The organism is Nocardia gipuzkoensis, assembly GCF_021183645.1.
In the GTDB taxonomy this organism is placed as follows: domain Bacteria; phylum Actinomycetota; class Actinomycetes; order Mycobacteriales; family Mycobacteriaceae; genus Nocardia; species Nocardia abscessus.
In genome coordinates, this window is sequence record NZ_CP089225.1 from 7539704 (window position 1) to 7555359 (window position 15656).

Consider the following 15656-nt stretch of genomic DNA (forward strand, 5'->3'; position numbering starts at 1 on the left):
TGTCGCGCCGGCTATTCGAAGGAACTGACGTTGTTCACCTGGTTCGAGGTGGTGTACCCGCTGACGTGGTAGGTGATGGTGAACGAGAGGTCCGAGCCGGTCCACGTGATCGGCGACCACTCACCGGCCTCGGAGAACAGGATGTAGATCTCGTGCCCGGCCTCGTACTCGGCACTGGTAGCGCCGGGGGCCAGCACGAACAGCTCTTTGGGATCGTCCCATTCCTGCCGGTAGACCGAGACGTGTCCCCCCGAATCGTTGTGCAGCTTGTACCAGCCGGGCGAGCTGCGCGTTGCGGGCTCCGGGGCCGTCGGCGACACGGTGACGGTCTTCTTCTTGAGCGCCATTCGGGTGGTCTCGGTCATTCGACTCTCCTTCGGTCCGAATCAGGCATGCCAGAAATCGAACGCGAACCCGGTTCGACAACGTCGGCGCGCTCGAATTCCCGCACGACGAAACAGCCGACCAGGTCGCGAAGAATAGTGACCAGACGAGACTCGGAGAGCTCGCCTGTTCTCACCACACAGTCTGCCTATATTCAGGCGAACTCGATTCACCCCTTACGGGTGAAATACCGCGCAGCGCAGGGACGGCCGGGACGCTCAGCCCGCCGCGGCCGGGCGGCCCGGCAACGGGTGCGGCAGGAAACCGTCGGCGAAGTACATCATGGAACCGCACTGATCACACCGGTAGGTGTGCTGCTTGAGTATCTCCTGGCCCAGCTCACTCGGGTGATCGGTCATGAAACCGGCGTGTCCGGTGATGAAACCGACAACACCGAGGTAGGTGCGGCGCCGTTCGCACCACGGACACGTCAGGTCGACGGACTCCTGTCTGCGACGGATCTCGTTTTCCTGCAGCGTTATCCGACGCTTCACCTGATCGATGTAGTGCCGCGCCTCCGACAGCGACAGTCGCTGTGGTTCGCTCCACGGGCCTTCGTACACAGTGTCGACGGCCGTCCGGAGTTGCGCGAACTCCGCTGCCGAACAACGCACCACCCGGGTACCCCGGATGCCGCCCTCGACGCGATAGGTGATTTCCGCTCGCGAAACACCTTTCGGCAACCCTTTGTTCAGCTTCACCCGTTTCGGGTCATCCGCATCCGGCTTGAATTCCAGCCCCCGGTCCGACACACCATCACGATACCGTTCGAATCGACTCGGCGGCCTGCCGTCGGACGGCTACTTCGAGTAATGGAAACCGACCGGCAGCACGCCCGCGCCGGCAAAGGGCGCGCCGTCGTAGGCAGTGCTCACCGGCAAGGGTCGGTGCCTCTCGAGTTCCGTCGGACACGTACCACCTCGCGGATCGTCGTCGCCCGACCCCGATGGCAGGCGACAGGCGATGTCAATAATAGCGATCAGCTATGTCGTGTACTCCGTTCCGGCGAAATTCGCGAAACTTAGAAATCGGACGAGATCGACATGCTGGTCCGAGTTCGGCGACGCGGACGTCGAGCCGAGGTTCTTTGTCGTCGGTGCGCCTCACGCGAGGGTAGCCGCCAGGACTACGGCCGAACATGGGCCTCGAGTACCCCGGCGTCGACGGCGGGTATTTCAGGACAGCCCCAGGTCCCGGGCGACGATCATCTTCATCACCTCACTGGTGCCCGCGTAGATGCGGGCCACTCGGGCATCGGTGTACAACCGGGCGATCGGGTACTCCATCATGTATCCGTAGCCACCGAACAGTTGCAGGCAGCGGTCCACCACCCGGGCTTGCACCTCGGTGCAGAACAGTTTGACGCGGGCGGCGTCCGCCCCGGACAGCGTCCCCGCGACCAGGTCGAGCACCGCCCGGTCGACCATGGTCTGGGCTGCCTCGACTTCCGCGGACATCGCGGCCAGTTCGAACTTGGTGTTCTGGAACGACGCGACCGGCGTGCCGAATGCCTTGCGCTGCTTGGTGTATTCGACCGTCGCGGTGATCGCGGCACGCGCTTGGGCGACCGATCCGATCGCGACGGTCAGCCGTTCCTGCGGCAGGTTGTGCCCCAGGTAGCCGAACGCCGCACCTTCGGCGCCGAGCCGGTTGGCCACCGGCACCCGGACGTCCTGGAACGACAGCTCCATGGTGTCCTGCACCTTGCAGCCCATCTTCTCCAGCACGCGCCCGCGGGTGAAGCCGGGCATCCCGTCCTCCACCACCAGGAGGGTGAGCCCGGCGCGCCGGTCGTCCGGATCGGCAGACGTGCGCGCCACCACGATCACCAGGTCCGCGAGCAGGCCGCCGGTGATGAACGTCTTGGCGCCGTTGAGCACGTAGTCGTCGCCGTCGCGCACCGCGCTGGTTCGCATGCCCGCCAGATCCGAACCCGTACCCGGCTCGGTCATCGCGATGGCGGTGAGCAGCTGCCCCGATGCGAGCCCGGGGAACCATCGGTCCCGCTGCGCGGCGTCGGCGTACTCGAGGAAATACGGCAGTATCACATCCAGCTGGGTGCGCACGGTCCCGAGCGTGACCAGCGCCCGGGCCGCTTCCTCTTGCAGGATCACGTTGTAGCGGTAGTCACGAATCCCCGCTCCCCCGTGCTCCTCGGGCAGCGCGAACCCGAGCAGCCCGAGTTCGCCCATCGCCGCGAAGATCTCGCGCGGCATTCTGCCGTCCTTCTCCCACGCGGAGTAGTTGGGCTCGATCTGTTTCGCCACGAATTCCCGGACCAGTTGCCGGAACGCCTCGTGGTCGGTGCCGAAAAGCTCTCGTCGCACGCCGCGCCTCCGCTCAGGACATCAGTTCGACGACGGTGGCGTTGGCGGTGCCGCCGCCTTCGCACATGGTCTGCAAGCCGTAGCGGATCCCGTTGTCCCGCATGTGGTGCAGCATCCGCGTCATCAGCACGGCTCCGGACCCGCCCAGCGGATGCCCGAGCGCGATCGCTCCGCCCAGCGGATTGACCAGGGCCTCGTCGGCGCCGGTCTCGGCGAGCCAGGCGAGCGGAACGGGGGCGAACGCCTCGTTCACCTCGAAGACACCGATGTCGGCGAGCGCGAGACCCGCTTTGCGCAGTACCTTTTCCGTCGCGGGAATCGGCCCGGTGAGCATCAGCACCGGATCGGAACCGGCTACGGCGCCCGCGCGGTAGCGCGCCAACGGCGTCAGGCCCAGCTCACGCGCCTTGCGCGGGGTGGTCACCAGCAGGGCGGCCGCGCCGTCGGAGATCTGCGAGGCGTTGCCCGCGTGGATCACGCCGTCGTCCTGGAACGCGGGTTTCAGCCCGGCGAGCTTGGCGGCGGTGGTGCCGCGCCGGATCCCCTCGTCCGCGCTCACCACGCCCGATTCGGTGGTGACGGGCACGATCTGGTCGGTGAACGCGCCCGCGTCCTGGGCGGCGGCGGCACGTTCGTGCGAGCGCGCGGAGTACTCGTCGAGCCGGGTCCGGGTGAATCCCCACTTCTGCGCGATCAATTCGGCCGAGATGCCCTGGTTGAAGGCGAAATCCTGGTAGCGCGCCAATGCTTTCGGTCCATAGGGAGTGCCGGAGGCCTTCGCCGCGTTCAACGGCACCCGGCTCATCACTTCCACGCCTCCGGCCACGACGACGTCCTGCTGCCCCGACAGCACAGCTTGCGCCGCGAAGTCCAGCGCTTGCTGGCTGGAGCCGCAGGCCCGGTTGACCGTGACGCCCGGAATGCTCTCCGGCCAGCCCGCCGCCAGCACGGAGTAGCGGCCGATATTGCTGGACTGATCGCCGACCTGGGAGACACAGCCCCAGATCACGTCGTCGACCAGCGCCGGATCGAGGCCGCAGCGCTCGGCCAGCGCGGTCAGCACGAGCGCGGACAAGTCCGCCGGGTGTACGCCGGACAGCCCTCCGTTGCGTTTGCCCACCGCGGTGCGGACCGCACCGGCGATAACTACCTCACGCATCTGTCATCTCCCGTTCTCGGAATTCCTGGCGGCGCGGATCGGCGGCCGCCGGACCGTCCAGTGGCCGGTGAACCGCGGCTCACGCTGTTCCGCGAAAGCCGCGAAAGCCTCAGGGGCGTCCGCGGTGGCGAAGTTCAGTCCCTGTGCCCTGGCTTCGGCCGCGAGCGCCTCCCGGAGGGTCGAGCCCGCGCCCTCGTGCAGCAGCGCCTTGGTCTGGGCCAGCGCCACCGGCGGTCCGGCGGCCAGGCGCGCGCCGAGATCGGTGACGAACCCGTCGATCTCCTCCTCCGCCACCACCCAGGTCACCAGCCCCAGATCCCGGGCGTGGGCGGCGTCGATCGTCTCGGCCAGCAGCGCCAGCCGCTTGGCCTGTTGCAGGCCGATCAGCCGCGGCAGCAGCCAGGAGCCACCGAGATCCAGGGAAAGTCCGCGCCGGGTGAAGATCTGCGCGAAGGTCGATGCCGGGGTGGCGACCACGAGATCGCAGCCCAGGGCCAGGTTCCAGCCCGCGCCGACCGCCACGCCGGTGACCTTCGCGACGGTGGGCAGCGGCAGTTCGTGCAGCAGGACCGCGACGTCGGTGAGGGCACGCATCCGGTAGATCGGGTGCGCGTTGTCCGGCGTCGAGATATCCGCGCCGGAACAGAACGCGCCGCCCGCACCGGTGAGCACCAGAGCGCGGACGGTGCGGTCGGCCGCGACGGCGCGCAGCGCGTCGGCCAGCGCCGCCCAGAGCTCGCCGTCGATCGCGTTCTTGCGGTGCGGCCGGTTCAGCGTCAGTGTGCGCACACCGTCGAGGTCGTCGGAGAGCAACACGGGCGCGCCGGTCATCGGCGGGCCCCGATCACTCCCGCATCGCGCAGCGCCGCGAGCTCCACTGCGGTGCAGCCCAATTCGGTGAGCACCGCGTCGGTGTGCGCGCCGAGGCCGGGCACCGGGCCCATCGGCGGCTCGAAACCGGTGAGGATCGCCGGTGGCAGCAGGGACGGAATCGAACCCGCCGGGGTCTCGATGCTGCGCCAGCGGTCCCGCGCGGAGAGCTGCGGGTGGTCGAGCACCTCGGTGGGACGGTTGTAGCAGGAGTTGCCGATCCCCGCATCGTCGGCGATCTTCTGGATGCGCGCCAAGTCGTGGCGCAGGCACCACGCGGCGATCGCGTCGTCGATTTCGGCGCGGTGACGCACCCGTCCCGGGTTGGTGCGGAATCGTTCGTCCGCGGCGAGATCGGGTCGGTCGAGCACCTCCGTCGCCAGCCGCTGCCACTCCCGGTCATTGGTGGTGCCCAGCACCACGATTCGGCCGTCGGCGGTGGGATAGGCCCCGTAGGGCGCCACGGCGGGCGAACTCATCCCGAGTGGCTGCTGATCCACCCCCGCGTGCCGGGCGTAGGTCAGGTGGTAGCCCATCATCTCGGCCATGGTGTCGAACAGGCTGACCGAGATCGTGTTGCCGTGGGAGGCGTCCCTGGCCCGTCCGCACAGCGCGGCCAGGATCGACAGCGCCGCGTACAGACCCGTGGTGACGTCGGCGACCGGCGGACCGGGTTTGGCCGGGGCGTCCGCGGTGCCGGTCACCGCGCAGACGCCCGACTCGGCCTGCACGAGCAGGTCGTAGGCACGTTTGTGGGACAGCGGGCCGCCCGCGCCGAACCCGTCGATCTCCACCGCGATCAGATCCGGATGGCGCGCCGCCAGGTCCGCGGGCGCCAGGCCCAGACGCGCGGTGGCCCCGGGCGCGAGGTTGGACACCAGCACGTCGGCGCGGCTCAGCAGGCGATGCAGCACATCCACCCCGGCAGGCGTTTTCAAGTCGAGGGTGACCGATTCCTTACCGCGGTTCACCCAGACGAAGTGCGCGGCCTGCCCGTGTACCACGTCGTCGTAGTACCGGGCGAAGTCGCCGCCGCCCGGGTGCTCCACTTTGATCACCCGGGCGCCGAAATCGGCCAGAGTGCGCGTGCACATCGGCGCGGACACCGCCTGTTCCAAGGCCACGACCGTGACACCGGCCAGTGGCCCCTGAGCCGTCCTCGGGCCGGCAGTATCGGCGTCCGGCGCGGAATGCTGCGCGGGGCCCGCCATCAGATCACCGTGCCGCCGTCCACCGGCAGCACTTGACCGGTGACGAAGGAGGCGGCGTCGGAGGCGAGGAAGACGAACGCGCCCGCGACTTCCTCCGGTTCGGCCCAGCGCCGCAGCAGGATTCGGTTGAGCATCTGCTCGGAGAACCGCTCGTCGGTGCGGATGGTGTGCGTCATCGGCGTCGCCGCCAGCGGCGCGAGCGCGTTGACCAGGACGTTCTTGCGCGCCAGTTCCTTGGCCATGGATTTGGTGATGCCGATGATCGCGGCCTTGGCGGCCGAGTAGTTCACCTGGCCGAGGGTGCCGACGATGCCCGCGGCCGAGGTGACGTTGATGATCCGCCCGGTGCCGTCGGTGGGCAGGAACGGCAACGCGGCCTGCGAGCAGTTGATCGTGCCCGAGGCGTGGATGTCGAACAGGCGCTTGACCGATTCCGCGGTGGTGTCGGCGAGCATGGCGGGTGCGGTGACTCCGGCGTTGTTCACGACGATGTGCAGCACGCCGTCGGCGAGCCCGGCGGCCTGCTCGGCGGCCGCCGCGGCGGAGTCCCGGTCGGTCACGTCCAGGGCGCGAGCGGCCGCGCTGCCACCGTCGGCGACGATCTTCTCGGCGACGGCGGCGGCCGCCTCGCCGTTGCGATCGGTGACCAGCACGGCCGCGCCCGCGGTGGCCAGCGCCCGCGCCACCGCGGAGCCGATCCCGCCCGCGGCGCCGGTGACCAGCGCCGAACGCCCGGTGAGGTCGAACAGTGTCTGCTGGGTCATCAGTAGCTCCTCGGCAATCCCAGGGCGTGCGAGCCCAGATAGTTCAAGATCATTTCCTGGCTGACCGGGGCGATGCGCATCACGCGCGCCTCCCGGAAGTAGCGGGCCACGTGGTATTCCTCCGCGTATCCCATGCCGCCGTGCGTCTGCAGCGCCCGGTCGGCGGCGGTGAAGCCGGCGTCGGCGCACAGGTATTTCGCGGTGTTCGCCTCGCGCCCACAGGATTTCCCCTTGTCGTAGCGCCAGGTGGCCTTGCGCAGCATCAGCTCGGCCGCGTCCAGCCGGGCCAGCGAGTCGGCGAGCGGGAACTGGATGCCCTGGTTCATGCCGATCGGCCGGTCGAAGACCACGCGTTCCTTCGCGTACCGCACCGCCCGGTCCAAGGCGACCCGGCCGAGGCCGAGCGCCTCGGCGGCGATCAGCATGCGCTCGGGGTTCAGCCCGTCGAGCAGATACCGGAACCCCTCGCCTTCCGCGCCGACCCGGTCCTCCACCGGAATGCGCAGGTCGTCGATGAACAGCTCGTTGGAGGTGACGGCGTTGCGGCCCATTTTGGCGATCGGCCGGATGTCGACGTGCGCGCGATCGAGGTCGGTGAGGAACAGCGTCATGCCGTCGGTCTTCTTGGCGACGTCGTCGTAGGAGCTGGTGCGGGTCAGCAGCAGGATCTTCTCCGACTCCTGCGCTTTGGAGATCCACACCTTGCGCCCGTTCACGACGTAGTGGTCGCCGTCGCGGCGGGCGAAGGTGGTGATGCGCGGAGTGTCCAGTCCCGCACCGGGTTCGGTCACGCCGAAGCACACGTGCAGCTCGCCGGTCGCGATGCGCGGCAACGTGCGCCGCTTCAACTCCTCGGAACCGTGCACCACCACGGGATGCATGCCGAAGATCGACATGTGGATCGAGCTGGCGGCGTTCATCCCGCCGCCGGAGCGCGACACCTCCTCGGCCAGCAGTGTGGCCTCGGTGATGCCGAGGCCGTGGCCGCCGTACTCCTCCGGGATGGTGATGCCGAGCCAGCCGCCGCCCGCGACGGCGTCGTAGAACTCGGTGGGGAACTCGTGCGCCTGGTCCTTCTCCATCCAGTACTGGTCGTCGAACTTGCGGCACAGCTCGGCCACCGATTTCCGGATCAGCTCCTGATCCTCGGACAGCTCGAAGTTCATGCCCTCGTCGCTGGTGTCACCGGACACTTCCGCACCTCCACTTCCTCGTCTCGCGGCCGCTCACCGTCGGCTGTGGCGCACGCCGGTGCGGAAGGTCGATCCAGCCCTCCCGCACCGGCGGCATCCGACGGGCGACCGCTCGGTACCGCGCGTGTGGCCCTCCGTCTCCCCAGTCGAGGCGGACGACGCGCGAGCCGATCCCCGTCCCTCGGCGCGGCAGTGCACCGAGGCGATTCCCGTGCCCGACTCGGGTTTCTCCGGGCACGGCGTCACCGTCTCCTTCGGGTCCGCCGCAGACAGACGTTGTTCGCGGCCCCGCAGGAGTCGTTCGACCCCGCGGCGTGGCTCACCGGGGCGCTGCTGCCACCCCGTCGTAGCCGATCTCCGCGCCGAGCACTCGAGTGCCGAGTTCATCCAGGTCGTAGGACTGGCGCGCCAGCCAGAACCGCAAGAAGTTGGTCAGCGAATAACGCAGGAACAGCGCCGAACCCACCACACTCGCCGCCACCCCACCGAGGGCGAGCGTGATGGCGTCACGCTGGGCCAGTGGGTCGGTGGTGCCGTGCGACATGAAATACGCCAGGACCGCGACGACCAGTCCGGCCACCATGAGCGTGACGCCGGTGCGCAGCCACAGCCCGGAGCGGCCCGCCGCCGGGTCGGGGATCTTCAATTCCTGCAATTCGCGGACGAAACGCTCCGCGCGAGATTCGGTCATGTGGAACTTCCTAGGTAGAGGGCTGCCAATTCGTTGCGGATTCCGCTGTCGGGATGTCCCTGCCGCATCACCCGGCCGCGCACCAGGACGGCGGCGTGATCGGCGATGTCCAGCACGGCGGCGGCGAACTGCTCGACCAGCAGCACCGCGACGCCCTGGCGGGCGATCTCGGCGACCTCGTCGTAGAGCTTGCCGACCACCAAAGGGGCCAGGCCCATGGACAGTTCGTCCAGCAGCAGCACGGCGGGATTCGTCGCCAGGCCGCGGGCCAGCGCCAGCATCTGCTGTTCGCCACCGGACATGGTGCCCGCGATCTGGCCCGCGCGTTTGCCGAGGATCGGGAACCGGCTGAAGGCGATCTCCTCGATCTCCTCCCTCGACCGCCCGGTGAAGGTCATCATCAGCAGGTTGTCGCGCACGCTGAGATTCGGGAACACACCCCGGCCCTCCGGAATCAAGCAGACGCCCGCGCGGGCCAGGTCGCGCGGGTCGGCTCCGGTCACGTCGCGCCCGCCGAGCACCAGCCGCCCCGAGGCGACCGGGTGGATGCCCGCGATCACCTTCAGCGCGGTGGTCTTGCCCGCGCCGTTGGGTCCGAGCAGGGCCACCACCTGACCGGCGGCGACGTCCAGGTCGACGCCGTGCAGCACGGTGATGGCGTCGTATGCGGCGCGCACCTCGCGCAGCGCGAGGAGTTCAGCGGGGCCGGACGACGTTGTCGCCGTAGCTGTTTCGGTTGCGCTCTGCACGCTCATAGGTCTCCCAGATAGGCCGCCAGGACGGTCTCGTCCGCACGGATCACCGCGGGCGGGCCGGAGGCGATCACCTTGCCGAGATCGAGCACGAACACCTCGTCGCAGACGTTCATCACCAGGCCCATGTCGTGTTCCACGAGCAGCACCGCGGTGCCGTCGTCGGCCAGTGAGCGCAGCAGTTCACCGAATCGCTCGGTCTCGGTGTGGTCCTGGCCCGCGGCCGGCTCATCGAGCAGGATCAGGCTGGGTCGTGCCGCGATGGCCCGCCCCACCTCCACCAGACGTCCGGTGCCGGTCGGCAGTTCGTCGGCGGAGGCGTCGGCGATCTCGTGCAGGCCGAGCCGATCGATGATCTCGGTGACGATCCGGGCCGCGTTTCTGCGTTGCGGGCCGAGTTCGGCCGCCACCAGCAGGTTGTCGCGCACGCTCAGCCTGCCGAACAGCTCCAGCCGCTGGAAGGTGCGCGCCAGGCCGTGCCGGGCCCGGCGGGACGGGCCGAGCTGGGTGACGTCGGCGCCGTCGATCGCCACGCGTCCCTTCGTCGGCTTGCGCAGCCCGCAGATCACGTCGAACAGCGTGCTCTTGCCCGCGCCGTTCGGGCCGATCAGCCCGGTCACCGCGCCGCGTTCGGCGCGCAGCCCGGCGCCGTCGAGCGCGCGGTTGCCGCCGAAGACGACGGTGACATCGTCAACTTCCAGTAGCGACGGCACGGTCGAGCACCTCCTCGTCCTCGGAAGTCCACGGCCGTTCGACGCCCCACCACTCCACCGGCAGGTCCGCCGGATCCGGCGCGGGCCGCGAACGCGCCCCGTACCGGACACGCGCCGCCACAGCGGCGACCACCACGCCGAGAGTGAAGCCCCAGCCGTCGACGACGTCGATCAGCCGCAGCCCCCACAGCCCCAGGATCACCAGCACCAGCAGCGGGGCGACGATCCGGTCCCGCAGCATCGGCACCCAGTCCTTGCGCAGCGAGGCGATCGCCCCCTCCTTCAATACGCCGCCGCCGAAGGCGATCCCGCCGAGCGCGGGCAGCACCTGCGCCAGGTTCTGCAGGCCCGGCCACAACACGGGGATCACGTTCAACGGTCCGGCGAAGACGGCGCCGGTGAACATGCCCGCACCGACCGCGCCGAGACCGGCGATGGTCACGATCAGGAAGATCGGCAATCCGGCCACCAGATTGAACTGTTCGGGCGCGACGGCCTGCAACTGCATGCCGTAGAGCGCGCCGCCCAGCCCGGCGATCGCGGCCGCGAGCGCGAAGACCAGCACGCGCGCCGCGAGCAGGCTTCCGCCGAGCGTCGCGTAGGCGGCCTCGCTGTCGCGTAAGGCGATCAGGCGGCGCCCGAATCGGCTGCGCCGCAACAGGGCAACCGCCAGGCCCGCCACGGCCAGGCACACCGCCGCGAAGACGGTCACCTCGGCGGTGGTGTCCAGCTTCAGCCCGAACAGATCCGGCCCGACCAGTGACACCGAGCCCTGGTCGAACAGCGCGATCCGGATGCCGAGGATCTCGAAGGAGGGCAGGGTGAAGATCCAGCGATCCAGGATGACGGCGAACGCCGCCGTCGCCAGGGCCAGATATACCCCGGACAGCCGCAGCGCGGGCACCGCGACCACCGCTCCCACCACCCCGGCGACGCCCATTGCGGCCAGCAGCGCCCACCATTGGCCCTCCGGCCCCAGGTGCGCGTAGGCCACCGCGCCCACACCGGCCAGACTGAGCTGGCACAGCGAGATCTGGCCCGCGAAACCGAGCAGCGGCACATACGACAGCGCGATCACGCCCCAGGCGAACATCGCGCCGTAGGTGATCAAGTCGGATTCGCTGAGCATGGTCGCCAGCATCAGGCCGAGCACGACCACCGCGCCGGCGAAGACCACCGAACCGTTGATCGAGGGCAGCGGCACCGGGCTGAGTTTGCGGTCGCGCCCGCGCAGCCTGCCGTGCGGGAACAGCAGCAGCGCCACGAACAGCAGCAGTGCGGGAGCCGCGAGCCGCAGGCCGGGCAGGTAGTCGTTCTGCGGCAGGTACCCGGTGAGATAGCTCTCCAGTAGGCCGACGACCACCGCGCCGGCGAACGTCATCGGCAGGTTGCGCAGCCGCCCGAAAATGGCCGCCGTGTAGGCGCTGACGATCAGCAGTGACAGTTGCGCGGCGTCCAGCGCCACGGTCGGCGCGATCAGGATCCCGCCGATCGCGGCCAGCTCGATGCCGAGGATCCAGGCGATCCGGTTGGCCCGCCGGGGATCGGCGCCGGTGAGGCCGACCAGCGCGCGATCGTCCACGGTGGCCCGCATCTCCGCACCGATCCTGGTGCGGAACAGCAGGATGCGCAGTCCCACGGCGACCGCCACCGCGACGGCCATGGTGAGGGCCTGATGCCAGGTGATGATGACCGGGCCGAGGTCGATCGACGGTTTGTCCGCGAAAAACCTGGTGAGCGAGCGCGACTCGTTGGGATTCCAGATCCAGCGCGCCAGCACGATGAGACCACTGAGCAAGGCGATCGTCATCACGAGCTTCTCGGCGTCACCCAATCCTTGGGTCGGCGCGAGCGCCTTGCCGAACAGCAACCCGAACAGCGGCGCGAAGACCAGCAGCACCGCGACGATCGCCATCGGCACGGGCCAGCCCCAGCCGATGGTGAGCTGCCAGTAGACGAACGCCGAGATCATTCCCGCGGCGCCGTGCGCGAAGTTGAACACACCGGTGGTGGTGTAGGTGAGCACCAGCCCGCTGCCGATCACGGCATAGATCGCCGCGGTGCTGAGGCCGACGATCCCGAAGGCGATGAACTGCTCCATCAGCGCGAATGCTCCGTCACTTCAGGTCGCTCATGCTCTTGCCGACGTCGGCGAGGGTCAGCGGCTTGCCGAAATCCTGGGTGTACTTGTAGGGAGTGAAACCGCAACGGAATACGCCGTTGTTGGGCTTGAACTCCGCCGTCTTCCAACCGTCCGGGGTGGCCTGCTGGACGTTGAAACACCGTGTCTGCTCCGACAGTGGCCGGGACAGATCCACCGGCGCCTGCAAGCCGCCGCCGGTCCACGCCGTTTCCTTGTGCGCGGCGTTGTACACGCACGCACGGGTGAGAGCGTCGCCGCAGCTGGTCGCCGATTTGGCGAACAGCAGCCACGATTGGAAGGCGCGCAGCACCTGGAAGGTGATGGCGCTGCTGGGCGCGTACTGCTTGAACAGATCCTTCAGCTGCTGCACCGCGGGTACCTGCGCGGCCGCGTCCAAGGGCGCGGTCCCGCTCAGATCGGCGTAGTTGTTCTGGGCGGCCAGCGAGCTCTTCGTGACGTCGAGGAACGACTGGTTGTAGGAGTTGGCGTTGGCGTCGATCCAGTCCAGCTCGTAGTTCATGCTGGTGAGCACGTCCTGCAGTTTGGCGAGGTAGCGGTACTCGCCGAAGAAGATCAGGCCCTTGACGTTGTTGGCCTTGATCGCCTGCGCGTAGGGCGTCCAGTCCGAGACGCCCGCGACCGGATAGAGATCGTCGTAGACGATCTTCGCGCCCGCCGCCGTCAGGGATTCGGTCATCTTCTCGCCCATGACCTTGGTGATCGGCGAGTCGCCGTTGATCATCCCGACCGCACCCGCCGAAGCCGGGTAGGCCTCCTCGATCAGCCAGTCCTGAAAGCCGGTGTACGGGTTGACCGATTCGGATGCGGAGGAACCGCCGCCTACCTGCAGGTCCGAGCCGGTGTTGGTGGTCTGGGTGACCTGGGCGGGGAATTCCGGCAGCAGGCACGACAGCCGGTCCTTCACGCCCAGCCCGTCCAGCGCCGCGCTCCCGCCGACGAGGACGAAATCCTCCCGGCAGGACTCGAGCATGCGCTGGCGCACCTCCATGAGCTTGGTGTCACGCAGGTTGGTGACCAGTTTGCGTCCGTTGATGCCGCCGGCGGCGTTACACCAGGAGGTGAACACCTTCGCCGCGTCGACGAGGTCGGGATTCTTCGTGAAACCGATGTCGGAGAAGACCCCGATTTCGATCTCCGTCGCCGTGACGCCCTGCGCCGAGGCGCTTTTCGCGTTCCCGGGCTGACAGACGCTGGTCAGGTCACCGAAGTTGCCCGATGCGGTCGGACCCGGACCCTCCTCGGTTCCACGCCCCCCGCCCTCGCGGCCGCATCCCGCCACCAAGAGCGCGATCGCCAGCGCGGCGACGATCATTCGCTGCGGTCTCACCGTAGTTCCTCCTCTGTGGGCTGTTCGGCGCCCGATGGGTGGCCAGGGCCGTCGCCGACGTCTCGCCCTTCGCTCGTCGATGAGCAGCACGTGCCCAGAGGGCACACTCGCTGTCAGGGAAACTATCTTCTCAGATTTGGATAATCAATATCTGTCTTTTAGAGAGTGTGATCTACACAGACTAACGGCCACAGGCTCCGGCGGCAGCCACGTCCGCCGCGGGATCGAACCCGCACGCTCGGCGTTGACAGTGCGGCAGCCGCATGGAAATCTACTAGTTGATTTTGAGAATGCTATTCTCATTTCGGACGAACGGAGGTTCACGCCACCTCGAACGGCTGTCGAGCGGCCGCGGCGACCCGTCACCCGAGGGGCGCCTCGGCCGACAGCCGGGAACCCCGCCGCCGCCTCGACCGGTACGGCCCACCGGGCACGGCATTCGGCACCTCCGGCGCCTCACCGGACCATGAAAGGTAATCCCTTGGCACACTTCACCAAACCCGCTGCGGGGAGCTGGACGCAGAACTATCCCGAGCTGGGTACCGAGCCGGTCGACTACACCGACTCGATCGACCCCGCCTTCTACGAGGACGAGCGTCAGGCGATCTTCCGCAAGAGCTGGCTCAACGTCGGCCGGGTCAACCGGCTGCCCCGCGTCGGCAACTACTTCACCAAGGAGCTGGCCTGCGCAGGCACTTCGCTGATCGTCGTCAAGGACAACGACAGCGTGGTACGCGCGTTCCACAACATCTGCCGGCATCGCGGCAACAAGCTGGTCTGGGACGACTACCCGGGCGAGGAGACCGCAGGCACCTGCCGCCAGTTCACCTGCAAGTACCACGCCTGGCGCTACAGCCTCAAGGGTGAGCTCACCTTCGTCCAGCAGGAGAAGGAGTTCTTCGACCTGGACAAGGACAAGTTCGGCTTGAAGCCGGTCCGCTGCGAGGTGTGGGAGGGCTTCATCTTCGTCAACCTCGACGACAACGCCAAGCCGCTCACCGAATACCTGGGTCCGCTGGCCAAGGGTCTCGAGGGGTACCCGTTCGACCAGATGACCGAGGTCTTCAGCTACAAGGCCGAGATCGGCAGCAACTGGAAGCTGTTCATCGACGCGTTCGCCGAGTTCTACCACGCACCGGTCCTGCACCAGAAGCAAGCGGTCAAGGACGAGGCCGACAAGTTGTACGGAGTGGGCTACGAAGCGCTGCACTACGAGATAGCGGCGCCACACTCGATGATCTCGTCCTGGGGCGGGATGGCCCCGCCGAAGGACCCGACGATGGTCAAGCCGATCGAGCGCGAATTGCGCAGCGGCCTGTTCGGCCCCTGGGACCGGCCCGATATCGATGGCCTGGAACCGCTGCCGCAGGGCATCAACCCGGCCAAGCATCGCGCCTGGGGCGTCGACGAATTCGAGTTCTTCCCCAACTTCTCGCTGCTGTTCTGGGCGCCGGGTTGGTACCTGACCTACCACTACTGGCCGACCGCCGTGGACCGGCACATCTTCGAGGCGAGTCTGTACTTCGTACCGGCCGAGAACGCCAGGCAGCGGCTGGCCCAGGAACTGGCCGCCGTGACCTTCAAGGAGTACGCGCTGCAGGACGCGAACACCCTGGAGGCCACCCAGACCATGATCGCCACCCGCGAGGTCACCGAGTTCCCGCTCAACGACCAGGAGATCCTGCTCCGCCACCTGCACAAGACCGCCCAGAAGATCGTCGAGGAGTACCGCGATGGCCGCGCCCACTGACCAGCAGACCGACCAGGCGAACGCCACGTCGCTGCCCGCCGAGTTCGCCGACCTGGAGCGGTTCTCGGATTGGATCCTCGCCACGGAGCCCGAGCGCTACGCCAAGCGGATGGCCTCCTCCATGGACGATATGCAGCAGCTGTACGACACGGTGTTCCCGCGTCTGCAGTCCGCCCTGGATCACATCGACAAGTACGACTGGAAAGATCTGCCCGACGAGGCTCGCAATCTGTTCCACCTGCTGCAATCGCTGGTGATGGTGTCGTTCCCGATCGAGGTGTGGAAGCAGCCGCGAGTGCCGGATTCCGGCGCGGCGTACCTGGATATCGTCCGCGAGCCGGTGGTCTGACC

The 15656-nt window shown here is 68.1% G+C and carries 15 protein-coding genes; 2 read left to right on the forward strand and 13 right to left on the reverse strand.

Translation table 11 applies throughout. The annotated features are described in order from the left end of the window. Positions 1-11: 11 nt before the first annotated feature. From LTT66_RS34230 to LTT66_RS34290, 13 genes are all read right to left on the reverse strand, one after another. Positions 12-365, reverse strand: coding sequence for a hypothetical protein (locus LTT66_RS34230; protein ID WP_233062626.1), 354 nt, complete (start codon positions 363-365; stop codon positions 12-14). Positions 366-602: 237 nt separating this feature from the next. Next, positions 603-1136 (reverse strand): hypothetical protein, encoded by a 534-nt coding sequence (locus tag LTT66_RS34235; protein WP_233062627.1) that lies wholly within the window; start codon positions 1134-1136, stop codon positions 603-605. A gap of 423 nt (positions 1137-1559) precedes the next feature. Further along, the gene (locus tag LTT66_RS34240; RefSeq protein WP_233062628.1) at positions 1560-2711 is read right to left on the reverse strand and encodes an acyl-CoA dehydrogenase family protein; all 1152 of its coding nucleotides are present in this window, start codon (positions 2709-2711) and stop codon (positions 1560-1562) included. Between the two features lie 13 nt (positions 2712-2724). Further along, on the reverse strand, positions 2725-3870 hold the full coding sequence (locus LTT66_RS34245) for a thiolase family protein (RefSeq protein ID WP_233062629.1): 1146 nt from the start codon (positions 3868-3870) through the stop codon (positions 2725-2727). 3 nt (positions 3871-3873) lie between these two features. Further along, positions 3874-4701, reverse strand: coding sequence for an enoyl-CoA hydratase/isomerase family protein (locus LTT66_RS34250; RefSeq protein ID WP_181721183.1), 828 nt, complete (start codon positions 4699-4701; stop codon positions 3874-3876). Next, the gene (locus LTT66_RS34255; RefSeq protein WP_233069496.1) at positions 4698-5834 is read right to left on the reverse strand and encodes a CaiB/BaiF CoA transferase family protein; all 1137 of its coding nucleotides are present in this window, start codon (positions 5832-5834) and stop codon (positions 4698-4700) included. The genes LTT66_RS34250 and LTT66_RS34255 overlap by 4 nt, the downstream gene beginning before the upstream one ends. Before the next feature lie 116 nt (positions 5835-5950). Beyond that, complete coding sequence (locus tag LTT66_RS34260; RefSeq protein WP_233062630.1) at positions 5951-6715, reverse strand: SDR family NAD(P)-dependent oxidoreductase; 765 nt, start codon at positions 6713-6715, stop codon at positions 5951-5953. Continuing rightward, positions 6715-7881 (reverse strand): acyl-CoA dehydrogenase family protein, encoded by a 1167-nt coding sequence (locus LTT66_RS34265; protein WP_043692720.1) that lies wholly within the window; start codon positions 7879-7881, stop codon positions 6715-6717. The genes LTT66_RS34260 and LTT66_RS34265 overlap by 1 nt, the downstream gene beginning before the upstream one ends. Positions 7882-8227: 346 nt before the next feature. Continuing rightward, complete coding sequence (locus tag LTT66_RS34270) at positions 8228-8599, reverse strand: hypothetical protein (protein WP_195102998.1); 372 nt, start codon at positions 8597-8599, stop codon at positions 8228-8230. Continuing rightward, a complete protein-coding gene (locus LTT66_RS34275) occupies positions 8596-9354 on the reverse strand; it encodes an ABC transporter ATP-binding protein (RefSeq protein ID WP_233062631.1) in 759 nt (252 codons plus the stop codon). Before LTT66_RS34275 ends, LTT66_RS34270 begins: the two co-directional genes overlap by 4 nt. After that, on the reverse strand, positions 9351-10064 hold the full coding sequence (locus tag LTT66_RS34280) for an ABC transporter ATP-binding protein (protein WP_233062632.1): 714 nt from the start codon (positions 10062-10064) through the stop codon (positions 9351-9353). The genes LTT66_RS34275 and LTT66_RS34280 overlap by 4 nt, the downstream gene beginning before the upstream one ends. Then, entirely contained in the window at positions 10042-12165 is a 2124-nt protein-coding gene (locus tag LTT66_RS34285) for a branched-chain amino acid ABC transporter permease (protein ID WP_233062633.1), read from the reverse strand. The genes LTT66_RS34280 and LTT66_RS34285 overlap by 23 nt, the downstream gene beginning before the upstream one ends. Positions 12166-12181: 16 nt before the next feature. Then, on the reverse strand, positions 12182-13540 hold the full coding sequence (locus tag LTT66_RS34290) for an ABC transporter substrate-binding protein (protein ID WP_233069497.1): 1359 nt from the start codon (positions 13538-13540) through the stop codon (positions 12182-12184). A gap of 496 nt (positions 13541-14036) precedes the next feature. On the opposite strand from LTT66_RS34290, the gene LTT66_RS34295 reads away from it, so the two are divergent. Both LTT66_RS34295 and LTT66_RS34300 read left to right on the forward strand, forming a co-directional pair. Then, positions 14037-15305, forward strand: a complete 1269-nt coding sequence (locus LTT66_RS34295) for an aromatic ring-hydroxylating oxygenase subunit alpha (protein WP_233062634.1) — start codon at positions 14037-14039, stop codon at positions 15303-15305. After that, positions 15289-15654, forward strand: coding sequence for a hypothetical protein (locus tag LTT66_RS34300; RefSeq protein WP_233062635.1), 366 nt, complete (start codon positions 15289-15291; stop codon positions 15652-15654). The genes LTT66_RS34295 and LTT66_RS34300 overlap by 17 nt, the downstream gene beginning before the upstream one ends. The last annotated feature ends 2 nt before the right edge of the window (positions 15655-15656 follow it).